This window comes from Nostoc sp., from assembly GCF_036917375.1.
Lineage (GTDB): Bacteria > Cyanobacteriota > Cyanobacteriia > Cyanobacteriales > Nostocaceae > Nostoc.
Genome location: NZ_JBALDN010000118.1, coordinates 13,687 through 37,643, shown reverse-complemented (window position 1 = coordinate 37,643; position 23,957 = coordinate 13,687). Strand labels below are relative to the sequence as shown.

Here is a 23,957-nt window from a genome sequence, read left to right as displayed (position 1 = left end):
GGACTTTGGTCCTGACTACGAAATTATTCTGCATCTTCGTCAATTACTGCACTGCGATCGAGTATTAGTAAATTACGAAGTTGGTCTGTATCCAGTTCTGTCAACCATTCTTCACCAGCACCTACAACTTGTTCAGCTAGTTGTTTCTTACTTTCAATCATGTCATGAATTTTTTCTTCTAAAGTGCCTGTGCAGACAAATTTATGTACTTGCACATTCCGGGTTTGACCAATCCGAAATACTCTATCTGTGGCTTGATTTTCCACGGCTGGGTTCCACCATCTATCAAAGTGGAATACATGATTTGCTCGTGTTAAATTCAATCCTACTCCACCCGCTTTCAGAGAAAGAATCATAATCGGTGGCCCTTGAGGATCGTGTTGGAAACGGTCGATCATTTCCTCACGTTGTTTTTTACTGGTGCTGCCATATAAAAAGAATATTTCTCGCCCTAGCTGTTTTTCTAAATAGGGTTTAAGTAATTTACCCCACTCAGCAAATTGTGTGAAGATTAAAGCTCTGTCGCCTTCTGCTAAAACTTCTTCTAACATTTCTTCTAGCCGCAGAAGTTTAGCTGAATTATGTTGTTCTAATGTCGCTTCTTTCAAATATTGGGCTGGGTGATTGCAGATTTGTTTGAGTTTGATTAATAAAGCTAAAATCATCCCCCGACGTTGCAATCCTTCAGCAGATTCAATCTCGACTAAAGATTGTTCGACAATTTGTTGATAAAGTGCAGCTTGTTCGCCAGTTAAACCGCAAAATACGGTCATTTCTTGCTTATCTGGCAAGTCTTGAATGATGTCGCGATCGCTTTTCAATCGCCGCAGTATAAATGGTTGCACTAATGAACGTAACTGAGTCAAAGAAGCCGTATCACCATACTTTTCTATTGGCATGGCAAACCGCCTCTGGAAAAATTGCTTATTGCCTAAATACCCAGGATTGAGAAAATCTAAAATAGACCATAGTTCTTGCAGCCTATTTTCTACTGGTGTCCCCGTCAACGCAATCCGAAATGTCGCTTCTAGTTCCCGCACTGCTTTTGACTGCTTCGCCTCTGGATTTTTCACATTCTGGGCTTCATCTAAAACAATTATCTGCCAAGAGACACTTTGCAATGACTTGATATCTCGATGGAGCAGTGAGTAGCTGGTAACGATTAAATCGTGTTTCTTTACGGCTTCTAAAAATGCTTTTCCTTTTGGGCGTTTGTCACCGTGGTATTGCAAAATTTTCAGGCTTGGTGCAAATTTATTGACTTCCCTTTCCCAGTTACCTAAAACCGAAGTTGGACAAACCAATAGTGTTGGATTTTCTAGTACATCTTGTTCTTTGAGATGTAGCAGGAAAGCAATGAATTGGACAGTGTTATGGCAAATAATATTGTTAGCTACAAAATTATGATATTCGCTAACTTCAAAGTCATAAACCCATCCATCATAATCTACTTCTTCTATTGATTCTATTCGGCAATAAAATACCTCTTGGTCGATAAGACATTGCAAAGACTGTCTTGTTAATCTCAACTTTTCTACATCTAGTTTGCTATATGCTGACAACGTTTGAGTTGTCCACTTGGAAGGTTTTAGTAGCTGATATTCTTCTTGGGCTTCTCCACTAATCATGCGGCTCATCCCAGCTATTACTCGCTGTAAACTATCTCTAGAAAATTGCTGTGAACCATTAATGTAAACAGTGTTGTGCATCCCAAAATGCCGCAATGGGAGTCCTGTTGCTATTAGTGTTTGAGCAACTATATCAGAAGCAGGAATTCCTTCAATATTTGTGTTGCTGACCAGTTGACAAATTCGTTCTAGTTTGCTCTGTTTTTCTGAGTTATTAAAACCAATTTCTTGGATAAATCTGCGAGCCGAATTCCCTCCAATTACACCAATATAGTAGGTGCGGAAAGTGCGAGTTCCATTAGTGGCACACTTAAGTTTGGGCGATATTCGCAACCAAATGCCGAAACGGCGCAACAGTGCAGAAAGCTGCTGAATTAGTAAAGCTGAAGCTGTAGAAATCTCAATACTCCGCATATTAAAAAGAACAGCAGACTCAGCATCAAAATAGTTTTGTAAAAATATCCGCACACTATCCAAGTCTGCCTGCATAATGAAGGACGGAATAGATTTTTCTGCTGATAGTTTGCCCCAAACATAACCCTTGGCTTCTAAGAATTGCCGATAGGCTTGGCTGTTAACTCGAAGAGAAGGAACTCTGTTAGGGAAGGTAGAGATATTAGGGCTGTTAATTTTGAGGTTATAGCGGTTTTGAATGCGTTGGCAAATCTGGAGTAAATCCTCTAATACTCTAGTATCTTTTTGAGATATTGTGACTCTTCCCACATGGGGTAGTTCATGCCCTTCGGCAATCTGCCAAGCAAGAAACTTGACTAAATCAGGGTCTTGTGATTCTCCATTCCAGAGCATTTTACCTGGGACACAAACGTAATCACTCACCTGTAAGTTATTTGTCCAACCTTTACTTGTTAGCAGCTTGTGACGATGAGTGATAGTGATACTATTACCGTCTTCTAAGGTAATTTTTCGTAATTTCTCGCGGACTTGCTGCCGATACAACCGTCTGACATTAGCCTGGACAATTTTGCCAGTTTTTTCATTTATGGAATTAACTAGTAATTGCTTTGTGGGGTTAGCCCAAAATCCTTCACCATCAAACTCTGTTTCTCCAGTATGAGTTGTCCAGATTGTCTCGGCTGTGTGTAACAGTCCATTTACATTTACTAGAGTATCATTGGCTACGCATTTACCGAGTCCCATGTCGTCGGCGAGACACGCGCCTAAGCCCCAACGTTCCAAGAAGGATAGCCAAGCAGCACCACGTTCTTGATAAGGCCGCAACTGTCCTTTAAAGGCTGCTGGTGTGGGCAAAGGTGCGATCGCTTGATTATTTGTTAACGCCCCAATCAACTCTTGCAATGCCCCAGATGCGTCAAAGCTGACCACTGGTAACTTTTCAATGACTTGAGTATCCCCTGTACTGAAACGCAAGGCATCTTCCAAAGAAAGCGCCATTTGGTCTTTGCGAGTGGTAAAAAAAGTTTGGGCTGTTTTGATGTCCTGGGGCCGCAATTCCACCCACTCACCGTTAATTTCCACTAGCGGACTATTTAAAGCCACAAGTTTATCAAACTCGGCTTTGGAAATAGTCTGTCCGCCAATTGCCAATTGCCATTGGAAATTTAGTAGACTCTGCAATCCTAAACGTCCTTGCTTTGTCTTTGGAGTTTCAGCAGTAATTTTCAAACCCAAACGATTTGCCCATCCTTCACGATTCGCTAAACTGGGAGGCAAAATTACTCCCAAACCACTGTCTTCCAACCTCCAGGCTACAGCTTTGATAAACTCATAAGCTTGAATGGGGGTAATACGAGAAGATTGGGGATATTCGGTTTCAAAGCTGGGTGCGATCGCTGGATATAATCGGGAAGCTACCCCCAAACCTCGCAAAAATGTTTCCTGTGGTTGGTCAATTGTCCGATTTTCATAAACCAATTTTTCAACTGGATTGTTCCAAATAGTTGCTGCATCGACTAAAAACTCTGGATTATCAGCCGCTTGCAAAAAATACGCCAATGTCCAATCTGTTTCGCCAGACTCTGGAGAACGCAGTTGAAAACAGGTACGAAATAGACTTTTAAGAGTTAATTGGTATTGTAGCGGCATAGTCCAAGCCTTCAATGCCGCTTCCAATCGTTCCACTTCAATTGCATCTGCATTGATACCAGATGCACTAGTTAAGGCTTGCAACCACTGTCGCACCCCAGACGGTAAAGATGCAATCGCCTTAGCTTCAATTGGAGGTTGAGAACCCATCATTTCTCGCACTTGGGCATCTATCGTACTGTTGAGAAATCCCAAAAGTAATTCTTGAGGTTCTGTGGGAAAGTCTACATAAAGTCGGGATTGGGAAAACTCCTCCTTAGTCCCTACTTCTTCTTGATAAGTGCGACAAACCAACGGTATATTCCCAGAAAATTTTTCTAGGCGGGTTCCATCTACTGCACTGTCTAGAAGTACTCGCCATTTAGCAGCAAATGCACCATCTGATTCTCGCTCGATTGTTGGTAAAAACTTACACCGGGAGATTAAATCTAAACTCCAACGGGCAACCTGCGACCAAAAGCGTAAATCTCCACCCAAAAAAGCATCTTCCCCTTTAGCAGCATTTAGGGGAATCGCGGCGAGAAATTTTACAGCTTCGCTGGCGTTGAGACAAAAACCTTCAACTCGCCACGGTTGCAAATATTGTGGGGAGTCTGTATTTTCCCCCAAGCTGGCAGAATGCACGGGGAAAATCGCTGTTGTTTCTTTATTACTACCTTCTGGGATATAAGTTGGTAGTGCAATGATTTGAGAGTGCGTTGGCAAACTGATCTCAGGCGCACTGGCGGCTTTGCGCGTTAGCGTAGCTCCTCCTTTGGAGGCTCGCCCAGTAGTAGCGATCGCAACTTGGGGTTTTTGAATGAAGTTGGTAATTGCCATGTTCTGGGAACGCAACCACTCACTCAACTCAACTGATGTCATTGCCAATGGATGTACAGGGATATTTCCAGATCCATTAGACTCGAAATTTACTCGTGGCGATCGCCAAGTTTCCCCCCAAATAAATAAACAACCATTTTGATTTTTTAGTAACCAATTACAGTGTAAAATCGCCATTTGCTAACTACTTATATTTTTCTGAAACTCAATAATTAAAATCGCAATTCTTCTACTTTTTACATCTTTTTAAAAACATTTATTGCCCAAGCTTCTTATATAATAAATATTTAAGTAAATATTCCATATAAACATTGTTAATAATGAATTTTCCCCTAATTAAAGTCTTAAAAAACGGGATGTTAGTGGAACTGGACTATATGCATCCTCAAGAACAAGAGGTTGTCAGATCGTTACTCAATGTTGTAATTCTTGAAGGTAAAACTTATCCCCAAAAGCAACCTCTATCTCCTACAGAATTTTCAGCTTACTGGTTAAGCAAGGATGCCTTTGTTGTCAGGACATCTATTGTAGATCCTACACACAAGCCAAAAGAAATATTAGGGGCGTTTTATTTAAAGCCAAACTTTCCCGGTCGGTGTAGCCATATTTGCAACGCTGGTTTTATTGTACAACCTGGGTTACGCAGTCAGGGTTTAGGACGGTTTATGGGAGAGGCTATGCTTTCGATAGCAGCAAACCTGGGCTACGAAGCAGTGATGTTTAATTTGGTCTTTGAGACTAATATACCTTCAATTACACTTTGGCAGTCATTAGGATTTGAGATTATTGGGCGAATTCCGGGTGCGGTAAAGCTAGAGAATGGGCAGGTAGTAGACGCGCTAATCTTGTATCACACTTTGCGTTAAACGACTTGTCTATCTTTGTATGTACTAGAAGTCAGCCATAGGGCATAAATGTTAGGATTGCCACAGAAAGAGAATAGCGAAAGAGAAGGAAAAAAAACTGAATGGCAGAAGTTGATAAGTCAATATCCTTCGATGGCAGGGATATTCGACTGAAAGTAGGCCTATTAGCTCCCCAGGCTGGTGGGTCGGTTTTGATAGAATCAGGGGACACATCCGTTTTAGTGACGGCTACGCGATCGCAAGCCAGAGAAGGCATTGATTTTCTTCCCCTTACTGTAGATTATGAAGAAAGGCTATATGCCGCTGGTAGGATTCCCGGCGGGATCATGCGGCGCGAAGGTCGTCCACCAGAAAAAACAATTCTCACCAGCCGTCTAATAGACCGTCCCATGCGTCCCTTGTTCCCTTCATGGTTGCGGGATGACTTGCAAATTATTGCCTTAACGCTGTCGATGGACGAGTTAGTTCCACCCGATGTGTTAGCAGTTACAGGCGCTTCCATTGCTACCCTAATTGCCCAGATTCCTTTTAATGGGCCAATGGCAGCAGTGCGGGTTGGTTTAGTGGGAGATGATTTCATTATTAACCCCACTTATGCAGAAACCGAAGCTGGAGACTTGGATCTGGTAGTAGCAGGTTCACCACATGGCGTAATCATGGTGGAAGCGGGAGCCAATCAGTTGCCAGAGCGAGATATTCTTGAGGCGATTGACTTTGGTTATGAAGCAGTGAGGGATTTAATCAAAGCGCAGCAAGATTTAATTGCCGAACTTGGTCTAGTAATAGTGCAAGAAGCACCACCAGAAGTAGACCAAACGCTAGAAAATTATATCCGCGATCGCGCTAGCGGCGAAATTAAGAAAATCCTGTCTCAATTTAGTTTCACCAAACCCGAACGCGATGCCGCTTTAGATGTCGTCAAGGATGAAATTGCCGCGACGATTACCGAACTGCCAGAAGAAGACCCGATTCGAGTTGCCGCAACTGCAAATAAGAAGGCACTTGGTAACACTTTTAAAGATATTACCAAACACTTCATGCGGCGACAAATCATCGAAGATAACGTCCGCGTTGATGGTCGTAAACTCGATCAAGTGCGTCAGGTTTCTTGTTTAGTTGATGTCTTACCAAAGCGAGTCCACGGCAGCGGTTTATTTAACCGGGAACTAACTCAGGTATTATCAACTTGTACTCTGGGTACACCTGGGGATGCTCAAAACCTCAACGATGACATGCAGTTAGATCAGCACAAGCGTTACCTGCATCATTACAACTTCCCCCCCTTCTCAGTCGGTGAAACCAAGCCAATGCGGGCCCCAGGAAGGCGCGAAATTGGTCACGGAGCATTGGCAGAACGAGCGATAATACCTGTGTTACCGTCCAAAGAACAATTTCCCTACGTGATTCGCATCGTATCGGAAGTACTTTCTTCCAATGGTTCCACCTCAATGGGTTCAGTCTGCGGTTCCACCCTCGCCCTGATGGATGCTGGTGTACCAATTCTCAAACCCGTTAGTGGCGCGGCAATGGGTCTGATTAAGGAAGGGGACGAAGTACGAGTCCTGACCGACATCCAAGGTATTGAAGACTTTTTGGGCGACATGGACTTCAAAGTTGCCGGGACGGATACCGGGATTACCGCCTTGCAAATGGATATGAAAATCTCCGGTTTGTCTTTGGAAGTTATAGCCCAAGCCGTCCACCAAGCAAAAGCAGCCCGGTTGCACATTCTGGAGAAAATGCTCGCCTGCATTGACACACCACGGACTGAAACCTCACCTTATGCTCCACGTCTGTTAACAATCAAGATTGATTCAGACATGATTGGTTTGGTCATCGGGCCTGGAGGCAAGACTATTAAGGGTATCACAGAGGAAACTGGTGCAAAAATTGACATCGAAGATGATGGCACCGTGACAATTTCCGCTGTGGATGAGAACAAGGCCAAGAGAGCCAGAAACATCATCCAAGGCATGACCCGCAAGTTGCACGAAGGGGATGTCTATGCAGGACGCATTACTCGGATTATCCCGATAGGTGCATTTGTGGAATTTTTGCCAGGAAAAGAAGGCATGATTCACATATCTCAACTAGCTGACTACCGCGTTGGCAAAGTAGAGGATGAAGTAGCGGTGGGCGACGAAGTGATTATCAAAGTGCGCGAAATTGATAACAAAGGTCGCATTAATCTCACCCGTTTGGGTATCCACCCAGACCAAGCAGCAGCAGCAAGAGAAGCAGCGGCGGTGAATCGGTAACTCGATTTGGGATTTTAGATTAGATTAAATCTAAAATCCGCGATGCCTATCGTGAAGGCATCGCCGTATGCTTCTCTAATTTGACAAATTACGAATTACGTAGCTTGCTTCTCGCCTTTGGCGAGTATTACGAATTATTTCAACGACTGTTCTAGTGTTTTTGGCTCTGGTAGAAGTTGACCGTCAGCTAAAGATGATTCAATTAGCATTTCTAAAACTTCTTGAGCATTTTTGAAAGCTTCTTCGTAAGTATCTCCGTGAGTATGACAAAATCCCCATTCAGGAAGACTCACAACAAAACACTCATCTTCATCAGACCACTGAATAACGATTGTATATTTCATAATATTGGTTGATTTGTTGACGAATTTCTGTGTTGTTCATATTTTTGAGACTTTTTTACTTCTCTAATTCTGCCAACTTCTGTTGAGCAAAGTTTCTCACTTGCCAATCTGGGTCATTCTCTGCTTTGTCGCGCAACAGTGCTAAAATCTGGGGATATTGAGGAAATTGCTTGATAATTATCTCCAGTGCAACACTCTGAGGGTTAGTTTCATAGTTGTCCTTACGCTCAAAGGGGTCATTGACAACGCAGTTGTAGTAAATTTCAAACAAATCGGGCTGATATCTGAAGTGTTTGGCTAATGCTTTGATGGCTGCAACTCGCACATACCCAGATTCATAAGCAGTAGCGAGTTCTTTGAGAAACGAGCAGGTATCTTGGTCGTCTTTGAAATTGCTGGCTAATGCTTGGATGGCTGCACCTCGCACATACCCAGATTCATAAGCAGTAGCACGGTCTTTGAGAAACGAGCAGGTGTCTGGGTCATCTTTGAAATTGCTGGCTAATGCTTGGATGGCTGCACGTCGCACATCCCTATCATTATCAGCAGTAGCACGGTCTTTGATAATCGAGCAGGTGTCTGGGTCATCTTTAAAATTGCTAACTAATGCTTGAATGGCTCCACGTCGTAGATTTTCTTCATTATCAGCAGTGGCGAGGTCTTTAAGAATCGAGTAGGTGTCTGGATCATCTTTGAAATTGCTAGCTAATCCTTGGATGGCTGCACCTCGCACATCCCCAGATTTATCAGCAGTGGCGAGGTCTTTAAGAATCGAGCAGGTATCTGGATCATCTTTAAAATTGCTAGCTAATTCTTGGATGGCCGCACCTCGCACATACCCAGATTCATCAGCAGTGACACGTCCTTTGATAATCGAGCGGGTATCCGGCTCATCTGGGAAATTGCTGGCTAATGCTTGAATGGCTGCACTTCGTACATACTCAGATTCATCAGCAGTAGCGAAGTCTTTGATAATCGAGCGGGTATTCGGGTCATCTTTGAAATTGCTGGCTAATCCTTGGATAGTTGCACGTCTTACATCCCATTCATTATCAGCGCTAGCGCAGTCTTTGAGAAACGAGTGAGTGTCGAGATCATCTTTGAAATTGCTGGCTAATCCTTGGATAGCTGCATGTCGCACATCCCATTGACTATCAGCAGTGGCACGGTCTTTAAGAAACGAGCGGGTGTCTGGGTCATCTTTGAAATTGCTGGCTAATACTTGGATGGCTGTACGTCGCACATATCTTTGATTATCAGCAGTGGCGCGATCTTTGATAATCGAGCGGGTGTCGGGATCATCTTTGAAATTGTTGGCTAATGCTTGGATGATTGCACCTCGCACATATTCGTCATTATCAGCAGTGGCGCGGTCTTTGAGCCAGTGTAAGGTATCGCTGTTATCTTTCCAAATTGTAGCAACTGTTGCAACTGCTTGAGTGCGAACTTCCTGAATTAGCTTAGTTTCTTCATTATCAAAGAAAGAGTAATAGTAACAGAGGTCATATTTAGTTAAGTCTTTTAGCTTGTTAAGTAATTTATTAGCCACTGACGCAATTACCGAGCGATTTCTCACTTCTGCAAGACACTTAGCCGCTAAAAACAGGTTGATGAACTTTTCCTCTTCGCCATCTTGCACCATTAAGTAATCAAGAATTTCACCAACAAATTTTGGCTCAATCATTCCCGCAATTAATAGCAATACTTCATGCCAAGTTTCATCTTGCCAGTGTTTGCCAAAAACTTCAGCTTTGAGATACTCAATTGTAATACTGCGTTCCTTCTCAAACTGCCAGACAAACTCCCAAGCACAGAAATATTCTAAAAAAGTCCGATGCACAAAGGCATAGTAATCTGCACCCAAAAAACATAAAATAAAGTTGCGATCGCGCAGTTGTTTCATCAACCGTCTGGCTTTATCTCTGGCATCACTCACTGGTATGCTTTGCAGATATTTAGTGAAGATTGCTTCTAAATCATCCGCATAGATAATGTTGCCAGCTAAACCTTTTTCACTGGTTTGCATTTGATAAGCAACTTGACGCAACATTGCCTGTTTATCTTTATAATCAATAATGTCCAGACGTTCATCTGGCTTTAAATTGCGTCCGTCGTCCCAATTATGCAGCAGAACCTCTGAAGCATCTTTATACAGTTCACTTCTATCTCTAGGTAATTCTCGCTTGAGATTGAGAATTGCCATCATGGTTAACAGCAGAGGATTTTGTGCTAGTTCAGCAATTGCTTTTGATTCATTAATTACTCTTTGTAGACGCTCTCGTTTGATATTTTTATCTCTTTCTTCAGCTTGAGTAAAAGTTTTATCATGCCAACGCTCAATAAAATCTTGAATCTGTCCTGGCTCTAAATCTTGCAACATAAAGTGGCGAAACTCTGCATCTCGCAATTGTTGCTGCTTATAGCCGATAATCCGAGAAGTGACAATTACCTGCACATCGGGATATTCATTAGTGAAGCGATGAATACAGGTAATTACTTCCTCCCGCTTCGCCGATTCAAAGATTTCATCTAAACCATCAAACATGACTAAAGCGTTACCAGCCTTTAACTGCTCATGCAATTTATGCTGATTGAGGTGATAAAAACAATTGGGACTATTATGGTAAAATTGGAGAAAATCATTACAATTACCCGCATCGCGATCGCGCATATAATTGCGTAATTCAATCAGTAAAGGAATTGGCAGATTAAAATCATTCTGTTCGAGAGTTTTTTCTACCCAATCCAACGCTAGATATTGCAACAATGTAGACTTACCAGAACCAGGATCGCCTAAAATAACTAAATAATTCTTACGTTGTTTATCTCGGATAACATCTAATACTGAACGGATTGGCTGTTCAAAATAATTGCGTTGATAACGTTCTGTTTCTTCTTGAAACTTTTCTATTGCAAATTCCGTATCTAATTGGTTACTTTCTTGTAGCCTGCGAAGATATTCTTTAGGCAGTTCTGGTAAAACCTGATAAACTTGCCGCACATTTTGCGGGATAAACATTTGCCATAAGTTTACCGGATGTTCGCGGGATGTAGTTTCTAAACTATCTAACTTCAGATTGCCGTAGCGTTCACGAATAGTTTCTAAATATTGCGGTAAATTAAAATCCTTGGGGATATCAGCGTTTTCTTTTAAACTTTTATCAATACTAGATAATTTTTGAAGTTCCAAAATATAGCGTAACTCTTCTGAATCCGAAAGAATATCTTGGACTTGTATGAGATACTGCTCTGTAATTGTTTGCCAGTTAAATTTAGGCGGTAGAGGTTCGATTTGAAGTCTTTTCCAACTATCTGCTAGTATTTTAAAATCTAGAGAATCACATTTAATGTCAAAAGCTTGACCAATAATTTCTTTAACCGATTTATCACGGATAAATTTATTGATATCTTCAGCGTAAGTTAGAATTTCAGCTTCCGAAAGTCTGCAACGAACCTTTAACTGTTGCTGCATCGCTTGCAAAAATTCTGTCAGCGCCATGACTACAGCTTTCTGAAGCGGTTCTTGCTTAAACGGTACGGTTACAGCATTATTAAAGATATTTTTGAAAAAATCTTTAGCGTAGTCCTTGACTAAATCTTTGAAAAATTCTTCGCTGATAATAGTTTTGACGAGAAATCCAACCGCTTTTTGACCTATCCAGAGAGTGAACCACTCAACTATCATACTCACGCCTGCTAAGTGCTTGACTACGAGTATATACACCTGTCAGAGAAATGTTTCCAGATTTGTGGGTTTTTAGCTTAAAAGCGATGCTGGCTGAAGATTTGTTAAAAATAACTAATATACTGTGCATGGATATTAGGAGTAATTTTATGGTTCTACAAGTTAACCCCATCCAAAAAGAACCAATAGTTACTTGGGAAGCACTTCCAGCCGACTTCATTTTACCCGACGATCCAGTGGAAAATATTCAACAACCTGCGATCGCTGCTGCGCTTACCGATGCTTTGGGAAGCACAGGACGCATCCAACCTCAAATGCTGATAGGCTCTAACTTTGGACTTGTAGCCACAGTCAACAAAAAAATTGTCGTTAAAGCACCAGACTGGTTTTATGTTCCTCAAGTGCAGTCTGTGGGAACAAATGTAGTTCGTCGCAGCTACACCCCGAATTTAGAAGGCGCTGCTGTGGCTGTAGTGATGGAATTTCTCTCAGATACAGAAGGTGGAGAACTATCAGTCCGTTCAACTCCACCCTACGGTAAACTCTATTATTACGAAAAGATTCTCCAAGTTCCAACCTACGTAACCTACGACCCTTACGAACCAAGCATAGAAATACGCTGCTTGCAAAATGGACAATATACCTTGCAGCAAGCAGATAGTAATGGACGCTTTTGGATTCCTGAGTTAAAGTTATTTCTCGGAATTTGGCAAGGTGAAAGATTATGTCAAACCATGAATTGGCTGCGGTGGTGGGATACAGAAGGAAATTTACTGTTGTGGAGTAGCGAACAAGCCCAACAAGAACGCCAGCGTGCTGAACAGGAACGCCAACGTGCTGAACAGGAAAGCCAACGTGCTGAACAGGAACGCCAGCGTGCTGATATATTAGCAGCTAAATTACGTGAGCTAGGTATTGACCCTGATGCGTAGGCGTACCCCGCACTTCTCTACGTTCGCGCAGCGTGTCGCAGACAGACGCTGCGCGTAGCTTGCTTCCACGAAGTGGTACGGTATGGTTCGACTCCCTTCGGCTTACGCTTAGTGACCATTGTAGACATCGTATAACCTAAACAAATGCTGGGAAGAATAATTTTGGGACATCAGCACCAAAAATTCCATGAAACAGCAAAAAAATCAATTTAGCCATCTTACTGCGATCGAAAGAAATTATCTATCATTTCCGGGACAGTTTTTATTAAATCAAAACCTTCTCCAAGGCAAAATACTAGATTTTGGTTGTGGTCTTGGTAATGATGTTAAAATACTGCGCCAAAAAGGCTGTGATATTACAGGGTATGACCCTTATTATTTTCCAGAATATCCTGATACTAAATTTGATACAATAATTTGCTTTTATGTTTTAAATGTTTTGTTTACTGAAGAACAAACTAACGTTCTTATGGAAGTATCGCATTTATTAAAACCAGGAGGCAAAGCTTATTATGCTGTAAGAAGGGATATCAAAAAAACAGGATTTAGAGAACATTATATTCACAAAAAACCTACTTATCAATGTATTGTCAAACTGCCCTTTACTTCAGTTTGTTTAGATGAGTATCGTGAGTTATATGAGTACGTTCACTATAATCATCAGCGAAATTCATCTAATTATTGTATATTCTGTAATCCCCATAAAAATCTCAAACTATTAACTGAATCAGCAACTGCTTATGCTATTTTTGATGGCTATCCTATAAGTAAAGGACATATTTTGATTATTCCCAAACGTCATGTTGGCAGTTATTTTGATCTACCATTTAAAGAGCAATCTGCTTGCTGGTTTATGGCGAACAAAGTGCAAGAAATTCTCAAAGCAGAATTTGAACCTGATGGCTTTAATGTAGGAATGAATATCAATCGAGCCGCAGGTCAAAATATTATGCACGCCAGTATTCATATTATCCCTCGTTACAAAGGTGATACTGTTGGCTCTAAAAGTGGAATCAGGAACGTTATTCCTAAAAAGCAATAGTTTTTTACTGACAGCTTCTAATAGCAAATCTTGATTTATGGAAAATGCATAAATCTGAATGAAAAACCTGATTTTCAGTCTTGTTGAAAATATTGCAAAATATTTCAGTTAATCCAAATTATCTGGATCTATTCCCAGCGCTCTTAATTGTTCCGTCAATTGTTGCACCCGAAGTTCTGCTTGTTGAGCGCGTTGTGCTTCTTTTTGAGCGCGTTGTGCTTCTTGTTGAGCGCGTTGTGCTTCTTGTTGAGCGCGTTGTGCTTCTTGTTGAGCGCGTTGCGCTTCTTGTTGAGCGCGTTGTGCTTCTTGTTGAGCGCGCAGTGTTTCTTGTTTTACTTGTTCTGCGGGCGTGAGATACCGTTGTCCTTGCTCATCATACCAATACATCCATTCTCGCGTTACACCGCAATAATTTCCCCTTTCGCAACCAATTCCCAAGCCAATTTCTGGTAGCCAGACGGGGTTTCCCTCTTGCAATTCATACTTACCATTAACTAACTTATGTACTTCTAAATGCGGTTTGCGGCGGCGGCGAGAGGAATAAATCACGTAATAAAGTACACCTAAAGCCTCATATTCATCCAATTTAGTAGTGTATTCCTTGCGATAATTTTGGGAAACTACTTCTAGGACGAAAATCGGTACAACGTTTTCATCCCACAGCACATAACTAGGACGCAGTTCCTCATCATAAAACCGCTCTACTCCTAAGCTCAAAAACCCATCTGGCACAATTGGCGGTTTATCAGGGTGATAATAAATACCCATATCTATCGCAAATAACCAGTCCATGCGCTCTGACCAAAGCATCAGCAAGATCGCCTTTAACAAGCCTGGTATCAATTCTTGTAGTTCATTATCCACAGGCGTTTCATCTGAGTCTGGTAGTTCCTCGGCTGAGGGCAAGTACTTTGGTAAGTTGTACTCTAACATGGCTGGTTTCCCCAAAACTCAAAGGATATTTGGCTCTATTTGGCTCACCAGAATTATAGCGATTTCTGGGCTAGCAATGTCTACGATGGGCTGTTCGATGATGTACATTAACGCCCATGAATAGCATTGGAACCGGAACGTACATTAAGCCCAAAATTATTTATGTATTTGAGTTTGAGCAGTTGCCCTAAAATATGTCCATTTCTGCGATCGCAATCTCTATCACAGGAAAATGTATGTGATTATGAGGCATTGAATAAGGTAGAAATTTTATTGCGATCGCAGGAATCAGTCGTTAGCGCATATTTTTGTTCTACCTAACTTGCTCGCACACGATAAATAACCATCTTGACCTTTTTGGTTATTTTATGGGCAAAGTCACAAGATCGATTTGGATTCAAGTTGCGATCGCCCATTACCATGATGTACTAAGGCTGCCGTTCCATGTTCTGAAGCACGTAACTCTTTGTCAGAGATTTGCGGCTCCTTGCTATAGACCGAACTTAGTAAGATATTCAGAACTCCACTTGTTTCAGCTTGACTAACGGCGCGATGTGTAATCAATTCACCTACATTCAGTAACACGTTGTCTTCTGGGTCGAGAATAACACGGGTAACTGGACGACCCAATGCTTGTTCAATCCGTTGATTTTTCATTGCCCGTCTGCTGCGTCCTTGTAACTTTTCTGCCTTCGCTTTCAAGGCTTGCCAGAAAGTGTTGAGATTCTCTTGAGCGATGCTTACTCGATCGTCCAGTTGAACTTTGTTTTCTAACCATCTGTCACTTGCGGTAGAACGGACTGCGGTTGCCAGATTCAGACCGACAGCGTTCAGCAATTCTATTTCTTTAGCGTAAGTCTGAGCGCGATCGAGAAGGTATTCTGTCACAATCTGCCCAGATGCCGCAATAATTAAGCCATCGTCAGTGCGCACTGTTCGCAAGACTCTGCGCCCTCTTGCCTGCTGGATCGCTACATTTACATTTGCTGTGAAGGAATCAACTGAGTGACGCAGACTAGCGGCGCTGCTCTGAGTTACGTTGCCAATTCGATTGCCAACAGATTCTGTTGCTGCTTGTAAATTGCGGCTGATGTTGGCAGTCAGACTGCCACCCGTGGCTCGATAGAGTTCATCAAGGATACCCAGGCGATCGGCCGCTTCTGCATTGACTAGGGTGACTTCTTGACCCTTTAGTAGTAGTACATTCCCATCTGGAGTCAGCACATCCCGCTCGAGGCACTTGCCAATCACATATACCTTTTGTTCGGCAGGATCGACCAAATTGTTTGTTAGGGAGGCAGTTGCATCTCGATTGAAATCTTGTAGTTTGCTGCTAGTAGCATCAGTTGCGGCTTGAAATTGCTCGCCTGCATTCTGGCTTGCTGACTGTAGCCCGCGGTTCACTTTCTCTACCGAGCTTTGCAGTTGCTCATTCACAGTTTGAGCTGCTGTTTGTAGTCTGCGGTTGGTAGTCTGGGCCGAGTCCTGCAATCTATCTCCAGTTGCCTGAACGGCTCCTCGGATACCACCAACCTGTTCTTCCATCAGTTGAGCAGTTTCTGGAGGTACAAAGGCAACATCATCACCAATTTTCAGTGTTTCGCTAGCAGGAACGAACGATCGCCCCGAATAAGCATCAGCAAATACACCGCCAGAAACTTCGTATCCTTCCACCATTCCACTATGCTCATCAAAGAACAAATCGACTAATCCACCGAGGTCGAGTCCTTCTGTAGTGAGAATTCTCTTTTTTTTCAACACGATATTCTGGTGCAGAATCTCTTTAATTACAGGGACACGATGTGCCCTCACAACAGATTTTTTCGACTTAACTACGATCGCATCTGACCCGATGGCTTGTACCTCTTGTAGGGGAATCACTTTTGCGTCTCGAAACAATCCCTTCTCTGCAACTAGAAAACCCAAAAGTTGATTGCGTTCCCGGTCAAAAATTAAATCTATAATTCGGACAATTTTCTTACCTGTGTCGTAGGTGACGACCACTTTATCGATAATATCACTACCTTTAAGCATTATATATATCCCTGGTATTTTTATTGATTTGGTTTTGGAATCATTTGTTCGTTAGTCGCCTGAAACTTCAGCTGAAAATATCGTCCCTCTCGTCCAAAACCGGGAACTATATCAATCACACCAAAATATTCGGAAAGTGCACCAAATATGGCAAGCAGGATGATTAAGCTGGTGATATTTGCTCCAGTATTAGAGCGTTGTCCTACTAGTCTAGGCATTTGTTATTTTATTTAGTTTTTTTTGTTTATGGCTAACCTTACTGAAAAAATTATACAAGATTATTTACATATTTTTATCTACATCTGTCTTGATTAAGTTTAATCTTTAGGAATAAAAAAGTCAGATTTACTATTTCTAAAGATAGATACGATACTTTTTGCTTTCAAGCTTTTGCAAGTAAATATTTTTAGTTTTAACTTCAATATGATTGAATGACTTAAAAAATAATTTTAGTTAATTGAGCTTTATTCATCTTCAAAAGAACATCAAACTTACCAGAAAGCTTTCACGACTTTCTTAGACTATTGAAAAAATATTTTATGGTAAGATGGGCGTTTGACCAAAAAGCTAACTCTGGTAATATGCGATACGAACAAATCAAAAGCCGATCGCTTGGTAAATTTAAACGCCTGTTTGGGATAAAAGTTGCAATATTTTGCTTTAACTAAGGGATACCACTTGTGGTACTGAGAAAGAGACGAAATTCGACAGATATATTAGTTACTAGCTCTTTTCCTGGTTGTGTATAGCATTGCCTTAGCTAAAGTTGCATCCTAGTCGAGCATACAAGCGTTTATACTCCACCAAGGAAGTTGCTTCAGCCGATAAAATTTTGGTAACTCTTAACTATTAATAAATATATCGGTGCTTAGTGCTATTCATGCTTTATATTTAGCGACAGGGTGGTGCAAACAGCTAACTCATGTTCAAAAACTTAGGAGGCAGTGCCCATCGGGAGCAATTCACGCTTCGATACTATCAGCACGTAGTGTATGTAAAGGTTAAGTTGATATTCAAACGAATAATTTTTGCTGAATTGTGACGGATAAAGACTAAACTAAAAAGTCTTGTGCAGCAAAACCTGTAGCTTTAAATGAAGTAATCATGTCTAAGGTTCTTGTCTCTGATTCGATTGACCAAGCTGGAATTGACATTCTTTCGCAGGTTGCTACCGTTGATGTCAAACTAGGTCTAAAACCAGCAGAACTGATCGCAATTATTGGTGAGTATGACGCGCTGATGATTCGTTCTGGTACGCGTGTCACTCAAGAAATCATTGATGCCGGCACCCAGCTAAAAATCATTGGTCGTGCTGGTGTGGGTGTGGATAATGTGGATGTTCCTGCTGCCACACGCCGGGGAATTGTGGTAGTAAATTCTCCAGAGGGAAACACAATTGCCGCCGCCGAACACGCGCTAGCAATGATTTTGGCTTTATCTCGTCACATCCCCGATGCTAATGCTTCGGTGAAACGCGGTGCGTGGGATCGCAATAGCTTTGTCGGTGCGGAAGTCTACAAAAAAACTCTCGGCGTTGTCGGTTTGGGTAAAATTGGCTCCCATGTTGCTGCGGTAGCTAAGACAATGGGGATGAAACTCCTAGCTTATGACCCATTTATTTCTACAGAACGAGCCGAACAACTTGGCTGTCAGTTGGTGGAGCTAGATTTACTCTTCCAGCAAGCAGACTATATCACCCTACACATTCCAAAAACCCCAGAAACTACCCATTTAATCAATGCCACAACTTTGGCAAAGATGAAACCCACAGCCCGGATTATCAACTGCGCTCGTGGTGGGATCATTGATGAGGTAGCTTTAGCAGCAGCTCTAAAAGCGGGTAAAATCGGCGGTGCAGCCTTGGATGTGTTCGAGTCAGAACCTTTGGGTGAATCTGAGTTGCGATCGCTAGGTAAAGAAATCATCCTCACTCCTCACTTGGGAGCCTCTACCACGGAAGCTCAAGTGAACGTGGCCATTGATGTTGCCGAACAAATTCGTGATGTCCTTTTAGGACTACCAGCACGTTCAGCCGTCAACATTCCCGGACTCGGCCCCGATGTGTTGGAAGAACTCAAACCCTATATGCAACTAGCAGAAACTCTAGGTAATCTAGTGGGACAACTAGCTGGTGGAAGGGTAGAAGTACTCAATATTCGACTCCAAGGGGAACTCGCAACCAACAAAAGTCAGCCTTTAATCGTCGCTGCCCTCAAAGGACTACTTTACCAAGCTTTGCGGGAACGAGTAAATTACGTAAATGCCAGCATAGAAGCCAAAGAACGCGGAATTCGGGTAATTGAAACCCGCGATGCTTCGATTCGAGATTATGCCGGCACATTGCATCTTGAAGCCACGGGTACTTTAGGTACTCATTCTGTCACAGGTGCTTTGTTGGGTGAGCGGGAAATCCACCTTACTGACGTTGACGGTTTCCCGATTAACGTTCCACCCAGCAAATATATGTTGTTTACCCTCCACCGCGATATGCCGGGGATTATCGGCAAACTTGGCTCCCTACTCGGCAGTTTTAATGTGAATATTGCCAGTATGCAAGTAGGTCGTAAAATCGTCCGTGGTGATGCCGTCATGGCTCTGAGTATAGATGACCCTTTACCAGAAGGCATTTTGGATGAGATTACAAAAGTCCCTGGTATTCGGGACGCATATACAGTAACACTATGAGTGCTGAGTGCTGAGTAACGAGTGCTGAGTCAAGAAAAGTTAGGAGTTAAAAGTAAAAAACCAGAAAGACAACTCCTAACTCCTAACTCAGCACTTCTAACTCCCTCAAACTCAGCACTCAGCACTCAGCACTCAGCACTAAAAGATGGCAAACACCTGGTGGGAAATACAGATTTTATGTGAGCCAGACCTAGAAGAATCGATCTTTTGGCGACTGGAAGATTTTGGCTGTCGTGGTACAGCTAGTGAAAACAAAGGAAATTCATCTTTAGTCAGGGCTTATCTGCCGACAATTCAAACACAGCTTTTAGATTTGGCAGCGCTGTCATTGTGGCTGCGTCAAGATGCACTCTGTGTAGGAGTTTCATCTCCTTCCTTGCAATGGCAGTTAATTGATGAGGAAGATTGGGCGACTAGCTGGAAACAATATTGGCATCCGCAAGAAATAGGCGATCGCTTCCTAATTAACCCCGCTTGGCTACCATTACCAGAAACAACGGAACGGTTAGTAATTCGCCTCGATCCTGGTGTAGCATTTGGTACGGGCAACCATGCAACTACCCAGCTATGTTTGGAATCTCTAGAAATGCGTCTAAGTGGTGTTCCGCAGTCCTTTGTAGGTAATAGTGGCAAACACGAACATCTGGTAATTGCGGATATTGGCTGTGGTTCTGGTATCCTTTCCATTGGGGCGCTGTTATTGGGTGCTGAGAAAGTCTATGCAGTGGATACTGACCCTTTGGCGGTGCAATCAACCATCAGTAATGGTGCGCTGAATGACATTAGCCCAGAACGTTTACTACCTGCACAAGGAAGTGTAGACGTTTTGAAAAAACTAATTGAAAGCCCAGTGGATGGTATTGTCTGCAATATTTTGGCTCATGTGATTATTGAATTGATTCCAGAAATGAGTGCGATCGCTAAACCTGAAACTTGGGCAATTTTCAGTGGGATTTTACTAGAACAATCTAAAGCTGTTGCTGACGCTTTAGAAGAAAATGGCTGGGTTGTCGCTACCCTGTGGAAACGCAAAGAATGGTGTTGCTTAAATGTACGGCGTTCTTAATTCGGTAGAAAAGTAATTCTAATTCATTCGTAAACAATGATATCCCCGCCTTCGTAAAAGTTGTCGGGGATATTTCAGTGACATAATATATAGATTACCCACTATTGACTTTTGAAACTAGCGATGAAAGAACGGCTACAAATCCACAAAAAAGCTGACTCATCCGCTTATTCGTCAGAGCAAAGTCAGTTGCAATCGTATTTATTCACTACTCACTCTCAACTTGGCTCCAACAAGCCTATAGTACAGGCAAAGGTAGAAAATCAGAAATTTCAACAATATCAGTTTGAGGCAACGAAACTCCAAATACAAGCCAAGCATGGCACTATCACGCCAGAGGGACAAGAGCGACTCACTGTATTACAAACAAAGATGAATGAATCTTTGCAGCAAGGAAAGGAACATTCTTCGCAGTTTGGTCATAACTTGAGCAAAATGGCGATAAAACGTGCTGATAGCCTTTCAATAGGAGAAATACAGCCAAAACTGACTATTGGTCAATCAGGAGATCGATATGAGCAAGAGGCGGATAGTGTCGCTACTTCTGTAGTCAACCAAATTAATCGATCTCCTCTGCAAAACCAGGATGCACAGCAGACGATACCAGCTAATAAGAACGAACAAGCAAAGTCTGAAGAAATATTAGCAGTAAATAACTCAGCAGATAAAAAACAAAAATTTTTACAAGAATATTCACTAGCCAAAACACTAGTCAATGGTATAGATGACACATTGCCACAAGATAAAATACTAGAACAACTTTTCAAAAACTTTGGAAATATCCAATTTCAATACACAATGGTGAGCAAGAGTCCAGAAACGCTCTTAAAAGGCTCTCCAGAAGGAGATTGTCAGACATTAGCCCGTGCTTTTAAAAAAGTTGCAGAAGAATATTTTGGCATTGAAAAAATCACAATTGAAAGTATCGCTAAACCTTTTTTGAGTGAAGCTGGGGCTACCCCATACCAAGGTAAAAAGCCTAATTGTGATGACGGGAAACGATGGTTTTTCCAAAACCATTATTGGGCTAGCTGGAATGGAAAAATTTATGATGTTTTATTCCTCAGCAATAAACGAACCGAAGCTGATATGGCAAAACAGGTGCAACCACTCACATCAATGTTGATGCCTGAACAAGAATACTATCAAACAGAAAAAGGAAAAATTGTATATCCAATTGTCAATAAATACTCTACTGTAGAGGTTTCGATATTTGAAAAGCTGAAAAACTTTGTTAATAATCTCGGTCGGTTTTTCTCCAATAGCATGAGTGCGATAATCAATAAAATTCGGTCTTTATTTGCCCAAAGTGGAAACAATACTAGTGGTTTTGATTCTCTAATGAGAGAACTCGAACACGACAAAAATAATGGTGCGATCGCAAACAACCAAACTCAATAATTCCAACTTGATATTGTAGTGTGGAAATTGCTCAAAAATGTTGGCAGTAGGGGTACGACAAAGCTTAGGGCAACCCAAGCTTTATTACCACCGCAGGTATCACTATCTTTGGTTTCAGAAATAATGGTGAGAAATGATGCAGAATCAAGATATCCACAATCAATCTTCCAGTGCCCCCATGACCACTATTAAGGAACAACTCATTGCTGCGATCGAAACGGCTCCAGAATCGATTCTAGAGGAAACTCTCGACTATCTCGAATATCTCAAAACCAGAAAAAATAGCTCTGGTATTAAACCAGCAAGTGCCATTATCCAAGACGGGGAACCAATACTGCGTGGCTCCAAAGCTAAAGATTTGCTGAAATTTGCTGGTACCTGGCAAGGTGATAATTTTGAAAAATGTCTCCAGTCTGTTTATGACACCCGCTCGCAGGCTGAATTCTGATGTATCTGCTTGACACTAATCACTGTAGTCGCATCATCTTCGGTGAACCCAATCTCATCCAACAGCTACAAGCCCATAGCGAAACGGGCGTTGGCACCAGCGTCATTGTCTGTGGGGAACTACTTTATATGGCAGCCAAATCTGAACAAAAAGCCGCCAACCTCGAACGGATTAAGGCTTTTTTAAACACTATCGACCTTTACCCTATTAATCTACCAATCTCAGACATTTATGGCGATCTCAAAGGCACACTTGTCAACGCATTTGGCCCTAAAGAGAAAGCCGAGCGACGAAAATTCAACATACAGACTCTGGGCTTTGGGGATAACGACCTTTGGATAGCAGCTACTGCAATTCACTACAACCTCACAGTAGTCTCAACGGACAATGATTTCCAACGTATTCACCAGGTTCGCCCTTTCGCTTTAGAGTCTTGGGTTTGAACAGCAATATCCAACTTACTAACTTGGCTTTCACCACTGCCCTGAATTATCTTCCTGTTGCAACCCAATTAACTGTCGCCGCTTCCAAGCATAGTGAAGAATATTAATTCCTAATTCTTGAGCTGTCCGAATGGTCAATCTGGGTAAACTCAAATCTCTATCAAGCCCCCAAGCAGTTGCTAAATCTCCAATTGCTAAAATAATTCCTCCACCGATTAACAGTTTAATCTGCTGTTGATTAACCATTGGCAAGGCAGCAAATAAGAAAGGTTTTGTCCTTAAAGGATGACTCCGTTGCAATTCTTCTAAAGGTCTTAAAGGACTCTCTAACTGTTGTGCTAAGGCTTGAGTACTCTCAATCAAAGCATTAGCATTTGTTGGTGCATCAACAAAAAGCACACCACCTAAATTTAAGTAATTTCTCAGGGATTCAAATTCGAGACTATTTAAAGAAATTGCTTGTCCACCTGTGAGATAAAGAATGTCATAGTCTTGGATATTTTCTCCTAAAGAAACCTGGCCTGGTTCATCAGCCCCCCGCAAACTTGGGTATAGCGGTTCTACTGCTTGTAATAAATATGAAAGGCTGAAAAAATTACGCGCACATTCAGGATCGCTATGAGTCGCCTGCGCCATACATACAAGTGCTTGAGGACGCATTTGTGCCTGACGACGATAACGCAAATCAATATTATTATATCCAGGGAAAAAAGCATCCGCAGGTTGGGTAATGTCAGTATGTCCTGGTTGTAGGAGTATTCGACATATTTCTATTTCTGAACTAGCTGGTGTAGAGTTTATTTGGTCAATTCGATAAGTTTCTTGAACAATATCTCTTTGCTGTCCGCGCCGCAATTCATCAGGGTCTACATAGCTAACTACTAAGTAGATCATGAGGGGTTCAGAACTTACTACTTCTAAATCGATGGGAAAATCATAAGAAGTTGGTACAACAATTAGATTACCTGCTAAATCAATTGCAATCCCAGGTTGAATTTGTACCCAACGTCCATCTCGATATCTAGCTTCAACTTGGCTTGGGGCGGTCACATCTCGCACGCCTAAACCGCAGACAATTCCTGGTTGATTTAAACTTTGATATTGAGCATTTTGCCGATTACGGTGATATTCATGAGCTGTGCGCCAACGCTCTGCATTAATTAGTAACCCGTCTGCGGCTTGCAGGCGTTCCAAGGATTTAATTGGTGGAGGTGGGAAAGGATGGGACATAGCGATTTTGGATTTTGGATTTTAGATTTTGGATTAAAAGTCTGTTTAATTTTACTTAACTTACGAATTACGAATTACG

The 23,957-nt window shown here is 42.0% G+C and carries 16 protein-coding genes; 9 read left to right on the top strand and 7 right to left on the bottom strand.

The genetic code is table 11. The features are described from left to right. Window positions 1-23: 23 nt before the first annotated feature. Window positions 24-4,688: an SNF2-related protein gene (locus V7K45_RS32335; protein WP_335010009.1), complete on the bottom strand. Its 4,665-nt coding sequence runs from the start codon at window positions 4,686-4,688 to the stop codon at window positions 24-26. A gap of 143 nt (window positions 4,689-4,831) precedes the next feature. Between V7K45_RS32335 and V7K45_RS32330 the strand changes: the two genes are divergently transcribed. After that, window positions 4,832-5,377 carry a GNAT family N-acetyltransferase gene (locus V7K45_RS32330; RefSeq protein ID WP_335010007.1) on the top strand — a complete coding sequence of 182 codons (546 nt, stop codon included), beginning with the start codon at window positions 4,832-4,834 and terminating at the stop codon, window positions 5,375-5,377. Window positions 5,378-5,478: 101 nt separating this feature from the next. After that, on the top strand, window positions 5,479-7,635 hold the full coding sequence (locus V7K45_RS32325) for a polyribonucleotide nucleotidyltransferase (protein ID WP_335010006.1): 2,157 nt from the start codon (window positions 5,479-5,481) through the stop codon (window positions 7,633-7,635). Between the two features lie 134 nt (window positions 7,636-7,769). On the opposite strand, the gene V7K45_RS32320 is transcribed toward V7K45_RS32325, so the two are convergent. Beyond that, on the bottom strand, window positions 7,770-7,979 hold the full coding sequence (locus V7K45_RS32320; protein ID WP_335010004.1) for a type II toxin-antitoxin system HicB family antitoxin: 210 nt from the start codon (window positions 7,977-7,979) through the stop codon (window positions 7,770-7,772). Between the two features lie 55 nt (window positions 7,980-8,034). Next, window positions 8,035-11,664: a HEAT repeat domain-containing protein gene (locus V7K45_RS32315; RefSeq protein WP_335010002.1), complete on the bottom strand. Its 3,630-nt coding sequence runs from the start codon at window positions 11,662-11,664 to the stop codon at window positions 8,035-8,037. 149 nt (window positions 11,665-11,813) lie between these two features. Here V7K45_RS32315 and V7K45_RS32310 point away from each other — a divergent pair, with 149 nt between their 5' ends. Together V7K45_RS32310 and V7K45_RS32305 are read left to right on the top strand one after the other, a co-directional pair. Then, window positions 11,814-12,596: a Uma2 family endonuclease gene (locus tag V7K45_RS32310; RefSeq protein ID WP_335010000.1), complete on the top strand. Its 783-nt coding sequence runs from the start codon at window positions 11,814-11,816 to the stop codon at window positions 12,594-12,596. A gap of 187 nt (window positions 12,597-12,783) precedes the next feature. Next, window positions 12,784-13,638 (top strand): HIT family protein, encoded by an 855-nt coding sequence (locus tag V7K45_RS32305; RefSeq protein WP_335009998.1) that lies wholly within the window; start codon window positions 12,784-12,786, stop codon window positions 13,636-13,638. 108 nt (window positions 13,639-13,746) lie between these two features. On the opposite strand, the gene V7K45_RS32300 is transcribed toward V7K45_RS32305, so the two are convergent. The 3 genes from V7K45_RS32300 to V7K45_RS32290 all read right to left on the bottom strand — a co-directional run bounded on the left by V7K45_RS32300 (window position 13,747) and on the right by V7K45_RS32290 (window position 16,823). Next, the gene (locus tag V7K45_RS32300) at window positions 13,747-14,571 is read right to left on the bottom strand and encodes a Uma2 family endonuclease (RefSeq protein ID WP_335009996.1); all 825 of its coding nucleotides are present in this window, start codon (window positions 14,569-14,571) and stop codon (window positions 13,747-13,749) included. 378 nt (window positions 14,572-14,949) lie between these two features. Then, window positions 14,950-16,605 carry a PRC-barrel domain-containing protein gene (locus V7K45_RS32295; protein WP_335009994.1) on the bottom strand — a complete coding sequence of 552 codons (1,656 nt, stop codon included), beginning with the start codon at window positions 16,603-16,605 and terminating at the stop codon, window positions 14,950-14,952. A 20-nt stretch (window positions 16,606-16,625) separates the two neighbouring features. Next, on the bottom strand, window positions 16,626-16,823 hold the full coding sequence (locus tag V7K45_RS32290) for a hypothetical protein (protein ID WP_335009992.1): 198 nt from the start codon (window positions 16,821-16,823) through the stop codon (window positions 16,626-16,628). Between the two features lie 886 nt (window positions 16,824-17,709). Here V7K45_RS32290 and serA point away from each other — a divergent pair. The 5 genes from serA to V7K45_RS32265 all read left to right on the top strand — a co-directional run bounded on the left by serA (window position 17,710) and on the right by V7K45_RS32265 (window position 22,648). Further along, on the top strand, window positions 17,710-19,290 hold the full coding sequence (gene serA, locus V7K45_RS32285; protein ID WP_335009990.1) for a phosphoglycerate dehydrogenase: 1,581 nt from the start codon (window positions 17,710-17,712) through the stop codon (window positions 19,288-19,290). 145 nt (window positions 19,291-19,435) lie between these two features. Continuing rightward, window positions 19,436-20,356 (top strand): 50S ribosomal protein L11 methyltransferase, encoded by a 921-nt coding sequence (prmA, locus tag V7K45_RS32280; protein WP_335009988.1) that lies wholly within the window; start codon window positions 19,436-19,438, stop codon window positions 20,354-20,356. Window positions 20,357-20,479: 123 nt separating this feature from the next. Next, the gene (locus tag V7K45_RS32275; RefSeq protein ID WP_335009986.1) at window positions 20,480-21,757 is read left to right on the top strand and encodes a hypothetical protein; all 1,278 of its coding nucleotides are present in this window, start codon (window positions 20,480-20,482) and stop codon (window positions 21,755-21,757) included. Between the two features lie 178 nt (window positions 21,758-21,935). After that, window positions 21,936-22,205, top strand: a complete 270-nt coding sequence (locus V7K45_RS32270) for a hypothetical protein (RefSeq protein WP_335010099.1) — start codon at window positions 21,936-21,938, stop codon at window positions 22,203-22,205. Then, complete coding sequence (locus V7K45_RS32265; RefSeq protein ID WP_335009984.1) at window positions 22,205-22,648, top strand: type II toxin-antitoxin system VapC family toxin; 444 nt, start codon at window positions 22,205-22,207, stop codon at window positions 22,646-22,648. The genes V7K45_RS32270 and V7K45_RS32265 overlap by 1 nt, the downstream gene beginning before the upstream one ends. Before the next feature lie 30 nt (window positions 22,649-22,678). Here V7K45_RS32265 and V7K45_RS32260 read toward each other — a convergent pair whose 3' ends face one another. After that, window positions 22,679-23,878, bottom strand: a complete 1,200-nt coding sequence (locus V7K45_RS32260; protein WP_335009982.1) for a DUF4159 domain-containing protein — start codon at window positions 23,876-23,878, stop codon at window positions 22,679-22,681. Window positions 23,879-23,957 lie beyond the last annotated feature (79 nt).

Coding starts and splice junctions, on each gene's coding strand:
- V7K45_RS32335 (WP_335010009.1), bottom strand. CDS start 4,688: ATGGCGATTTTACACTGTAATTGGTTACTAAAAAATCAAAATGGTTGT.
- V7K45_RS32330 (WP_335010007.1), top strand. CDS start 4,832: ATGAATTTTCCCCTAATTAAAGTCTTAAAAAACGGGATGTTAGTGGAA.
- V7K45_RS32325 (WP_335010006.1), top strand. CDS start 5,479: ATGGCAGAAGTTGATAAGTCAATATCCTTCGATGGCAGGGATATTCGA.
- V7K45_RS32320 (WP_335010004.1), bottom strand. CDS start 7,979: ATGAAATATACAATCGTTATTCAGTGGTCTGATGAAGATGAGTGTTTT.
- V7K45_RS32315 (WP_335010002.1), bottom strand. CDS start 11,664: ATGATAGTTGAGTGGTTCACTCTCTGGATAGGTCAAAAAGCGGTTGGA.
- V7K45_RS32310 (WP_335010000.1), top strand. CDS start 11,814: ATGGTTCTACAAGTTAACCCCATCCAAAAAGAACCAATAGTTACTTGG.
- V7K45_RS32305 (WP_335009998.1), top strand. CDS start 12,784: ATGAAACAGCAAAAAAATCAATTTAGCCATCTTACTGCGATCGAAAGA.
- V7K45_RS32300 (WP_335009996.1), bottom strand. CDS start 14,571: ATGTTAGAGTACAACTTACCAAAGTACTTGCCCTCAGCCGAGGAACTA.
- V7K45_RS32295 (WP_335009994.1), bottom strand. CDS start 16,605: ATGCTTAAAGGTAGTGATATTATCGATAAAGTGGTCGTCACCTACGAC.
- V7K45_RS32290 (WP_335009992.1), bottom strand. CDS start 16,823: ATGCCTAGACTAGTAGGACAACGCTCTAATACTGGAGCAAATATCACC.
- serA (WP_335009990.1), top strand. CDS start 17,710: ATGTCTAAGGTTCTTGTCTCTGATTCGATTGACCAAGCTGGAATTGAC.
- prmA (WP_335009988.1), top strand. CDS start 19,436: ATGGCAAACACCTGGTGGGAAATACAGATTTTATGTGAGCCAGACCTA.
- V7K45_RS32275 (WP_335009986.1), top strand. CDS start 20,480: ATGAAAGAACGGCTACAAATCCACAAAAAAGCTGACTCATCCGCTTAT.
- V7K45_RS32270 (WP_335010099.1), top strand. CDS start 21,936: ATGACCACTATTAAGGAACAACTCATTGCTGCGATCGAAACGGCTCCA.
- V7K45_RS32265 (WP_335009984.1), top strand. CDS start 22,205: ATGTATCTGCTTGACACTAATCACTGTAGTCGCATCATCTTCGGTGAA.
- V7K45_RS32260 (WP_335009982.1), bottom strand. CDS start 23,878: ATGTCCCATCCTTTCCCACCTCCACCAATTAAATCCTTGGAACGCCTG.